The sequence below is a fragment of the Actinophytocola sp. genome (assembly GCF_045807065.1).
Classification (GTDB): domain Bacteria; phylum Actinomycetota; class Actinomycetes; order Mycobacteriales; family Pseudonocardiaceae; genus Actinophytocola.
This window is the reverse complement of the sequence record NZ_JBJMIE010000175.1, coordinates 1-3,743: the sequence shown is the minus strand read 5'-3', so window position 1 is coordinate 3,743 and position 3,743 is coordinate 1. Positions and strand designations below refer to the sequence as shown.

Genomic DNA, 3,743 nt, shown 5'->3' with positions numbered 1-3,743 from the left:
TGCGCCGGCTGCCGCCGAGGTTGCGCCGGGCACTGCGCGGCGAGTGGCTGGGGCACCCGGCTCACCCGATCGTGGTCACCGTGCCCATCGGCGCGTACGTGTCCGCGGCGGTGCTCGACCTGTTCCCGGGGAGCCGGGCCGCCGCGCGACGGCTGGTGGGGTTGGGCCTGCTCGCGACCCCGGTCGCGGTGGGGCTCGGGCTCGCCGACTACGCGGAGCTGAACGTCCGGCAGCGGCGGGTCGGCCTGGTGCACGCCACGGCCAACGCGGTCGCGTCCGTGTGCTTCACGACGTCCTACCTCAGCCGCTCGCGGAAGTGGGGCCTGCTGGGCCTCGCGGCCATGGGCGCGGGTGGCGCCCTCGGCGGCCATCTGGCCTACGCGCAGGGCGCCGGGGTGCACCGCTGGCAGCTGCCCGAATCCGAAGCGCTGGAACACAGGACGACCATCGCGTAGCGCCGAACCGGTCGCGCCGTCACGGAGAAGAAGTCACGGAGAAGCCGCGCCACAGAGCCACAGAGAAAGGCGTCCTCCCCCACCGCGGTGGGGGAGGACGCCTTCGTCAACTGTTGGGATTACTCGGCTGGCCGCGGGGGCGTGCGCAGCATGCGCGCCACCGACGACTCGGGGTCCCTCTCGTCGGCCGTCTCGGCGCGGCTGGGTTCCTCCGGGAAGTCGGTGTAGTCACGTTCGAACGCGACCGTGCCGTCCTCGTCGAACGCCCGGCCGGACAGCTCGCCCTCGGCGTCCATGCGGTCCACGGCGTCCCTGCGGTCCATCCCGTCGCGGAGCACGGTGTCGGGTCGCTCCGGCTGCTCCTCGCGCAGGCGCTCCTCGAGGTCGCGCGGTTCGGCGTCGTCGTGGTCAATGGCCGGGGACCAGCGCTCCGGCGGGTCCATGCCCTCTTCCAACGGGTCGAGTCGCAGCCGGTCCTCGTCCAGGTCCTCGGCGGCGTTGTGCCCCTCCGGATCCACTGGCTCACTCATGGCGTCACCTCCGTGATCGGGAGTGCCCGGATACGGCCGGTGGAAACCACCGGATCAGGCGCCCGGCGATGACATCAGGCACGTAGCAACGGGTCCACCAGCCGCTGGATCTCCGGTGACGGCGACACGCCCAGCTCGTCCCGCAGCAGCGAGCGGTACGTCGCGTACTGGCGGACGGCCGCCGCCGGGTTGCCGTCGGCCAGGTGCAGCTCGATGAGCCGCCGGTGCGCGCTCTCCCGCAGCGGGTCGCCCCGCACGGCCGCCGCCGCGGTCTCCTGCGCGCGGAAGTGGTCGCCCCCCTCCCGGAAGCGCTCGCTCAACAGCTCCAGCGCGCGCAGGCACAGCTGCCGCACCCAGTCCCGCTCGGCCACCACCCACGGGTCCGTCCAGCCGGGCAGCAGGTCGGCGGCCAGCACGGTCACGGGAACGACCGGGTGCAGCGCGACGACGTCGCCGGCCGCCATCAGCGACCGCACGAGGTGCACGTCGACCCGCACCGCCGTGCCGAGCCGCAGGTGGTCGCGGTTCGCCTCGACCAACGCGTGCAGTGGTTTCACCAGCCGCCACAGGGCGGACCGCAGACACGCGGCGGCCCGCGCGGCGGACGCGTCCGGCCAGAGGGTCGCCGCGACCGTGGACCTCGTCACCACCCCCTCGTGCAGGGCGAGGAAGGCGAGCAGGCGCTGGGCGCTCGGGATCACCGGCACCGGCTCGTCCTGGACGAGTAGCTCGAAGCCGCCGAGTAGCCGCACGCAGATCACGGGCGGGGTGTTCCCCGGCAGAACGCGCTCGCACATTTCTCCCGAGAAATTTTGAATCGTTCCGAACTGGCGCTGCGACGGGACGGTGACGATGCCGTTCCGGTGCCGTGGTGGCGGTGTGGCGCGACCGTCACTGCTCGTTCCTAACGTCGTCGGCATGTTCACCCACACGAGTCGACTTCAGTTCGATGCCAAGCCGGAGAAGCCGGACGCGCACTTCGCGCGCAAGCTCCAGGAGCTCATCGGTGGTGCCTGGGGCGAGATGACGGTGACGATGCAGTACCTGTTCCAGGGCTGGAACTGCCGGATGGAGGGGAAGTACAAGGACCTGATCATGGACGTGGCCACCGAGGAGATCGGCCACGTCGAGATGCTGGCGACGATGGTGGCACGCCTGCTGGAAGGCGCGCCGTCGGAGACGACCGCGGCGATGGTCGACAGCGACCCGGTCGTGGCCGCGATCATCGGCGGCATGGACCCGCAGCAGGCGATCGTCAGCGGCGGCGGCCCGACCCTGTCCGACGCCAACGGCGTGCCGTGGAACGGCCGCTACATCGTGGCGAGCGGCAACCTGATGGCGGACTTCCGGGTCAACGTGGCCGCCGAGGCGCAGGGCCGGTTGCAGACCGCGCGCCTGTACAACATGACCGACGACCCCGGCGTGCGCGGCATGCTGAAGTTCAACCTGGCCCGCGACACCGTGCACCAGAACATGTGGTCGGCGGCCATCGAGGAGCTGCAGGAGGACGGGCTGGAGGGGCCGGTCGTGCCCAGCGCGCTGTTCGACGAGGAGTACGTCGAGCACGCCGGCACCATCTGGCACCTGTCCGACGGCACCCAGGGCGACCAGGGCCGCTGGGCGTCGGGCCCGGCGCCGGACGGCATGCACGAGTTCAGCTACCTGCAGAACCCGGAGCCGTTGGGCGGCAAGGCATCCGCACCGAAGCCGGACCCGCTGCTGTACGCGACGAGCCCGGAGAACCTCGGCATGATCGAGAAGGCGATCAAGAAGCTCACCTGACCGCGTTCGCGCCCGCCGGCCCCGCCGGCGGGCGCCTTTTCCCTCTTGCCAAGGAGTTCCAGCATGGTCAGCTCGGTCGCTGTACCCGCCGGTGCGGCACCGTCGCGGGTGCGCGCGGTCACCTCGCTCATGGGCCCCGCGTTCGTCGTCGCGGTCGCGTACGTCGACCCGGGCAACTTCGCCACCAACATGGCGGGTGGCGCCGGATACGGCTACCTGCTGCTGTGGGTGATCGTCGGCGCGAGCCTGATGGCGATGTTCGTCCAGTACCTGTCCGCCAAGCTCGGCATCGTGACCGGGCGCAACCTCCCGGAGCTGTGCCGCGAGCACTGCCCCCGGCCCGTGACCGGGCTGCTGTGGGCACAGGCCGAGCTGGTCACCATGGCCACCGACCTCGCCGAGTTCGTCGGCGCGGCCGTGGCGCTGAACCTGCTCTTCGGCATCCCGCTGCTGCCCGCCGCGGGCATCACGGCGTTCGTGTCGTTCGGCCTGCTCATGCTGCAACCGGCCGGGCGCCGGCGCTTCGAGACCGCGATCATCGGGCTGCTCGGGGTGATCCTGGTCGGGTTCCTCTACCAGGTGCTGCGGCTCGGGCCGCTGACCGGCGCCGGCGCGGGGCTGGTGCCCGGGTTCGACGGCGTGGACAGCGTGCTGCTGGCCACGGGCATGCTCGGCGCGACCGTGATGCCGCACGTGGTGTACCTGCACTCGGCGCTCAACCAGCACCAGGCCGCCGGCGACCGGCGGCGGGCGCTGCGCACGAGCCGCCTCGACATCGCCGTCGCACTCGGCATCGCCGGGGTGGTCAACGTCAGCATGCTGGTCGTCGCGGCCAGCGCGCTGCACGGCACCGGCGCACCCGCCGAGTCCCTCTCGGACATGCACAGCAGCCTCGGCACCGCTCTGGGTTCGGGGGCGGCGGTCGCGTTCGCGCTGGCCCTGCTCGCGTCCGGGTTCGCCGCGTCGAGCGTCGGCA

General features: G+C 71.9%; 4 protein-coding genes and 1 pseudogene. 3 read left to right on the top strand and 2 right to left on the bottom strand.

The features are described 5' to 3' along the window. Nucleotides 1-455, top strand: a pseudogene (locus ACJ73U_RS10065) (hypothetical protein); the annotation flags it as partial. A 119-nt stretch (nt 456-574) separates the two neighbouring features. Here ACJ73U_RS10065 and ACJ73U_RS10060 read toward each other — a convergent pair. Continuing rightward, nucleotides 575-985 carry a hypothetical protein gene (locus tag ACJ73U_RS10060; RefSeq protein WP_407777285.1) on the bottom strand — a complete coding sequence of 137 codons (411 nt, stop codon included), beginning with the start codon at nt 983-985 and terminating at the stop codon, nt 575-577. Nucleotides 986-1,059: 74 nt separating this feature from the next. After that, a complete protein-coding gene (locus tag ACJ73U_RS10055; protein WP_407777284.1) occupies nt 1,060-1,782 on the bottom strand; it encodes a BTAD domain-containing putative transcriptional regulator in 723 nt (240 codons plus the stop codon). A 121-nt stretch (nt 1,783-1,903) separates the two neighbouring features. Between ACJ73U_RS10055 and ACJ73U_RS10050 the strand changes: the two genes are divergently transcribed. Next, a complete protein-coding gene (locus ACJ73U_RS10050) occupies nt 1,904-2,767 on the top strand; it encodes a manganese catalase family protein (protein ID WP_407777283.1) in 864 nt (287 codons plus the stop codon). A 63-nt stretch (nt 2,768-2,830) separates the two neighbouring features. Then, nucleotides 2,831-3,743 (top strand): Nramp family divalent metal transporter (locus ACJ73U_RS10045; RefSeq protein WP_407777282.1); only part of this gene is annotated, 913 nt, incomplete at its 3' end.

Coding starts and splice junctions, on each gene's coding strand:
- ACJ73U_RS10055 (WP_407777284.1), bottom strand. CDS start 1,782: ATGTGCGAGCGCGTTCTGCCGGGGAACACCCCGCCCGTGATCTGCGTG.
- ACJ73U_RS10060 (WP_407777285.1), bottom strand. CDS start 985: ATGAGTGAGCCAGTGGATCCGGAGGGGCACAACGCCGCCGAGGACCTG.
- ACJ73U_RS10050 (WP_407777283.1), top strand. CDS start 1,904: ATGTTCACCCACACGAGTCGACTTCAGTTCGATGCCAAGCCGGAGAAG.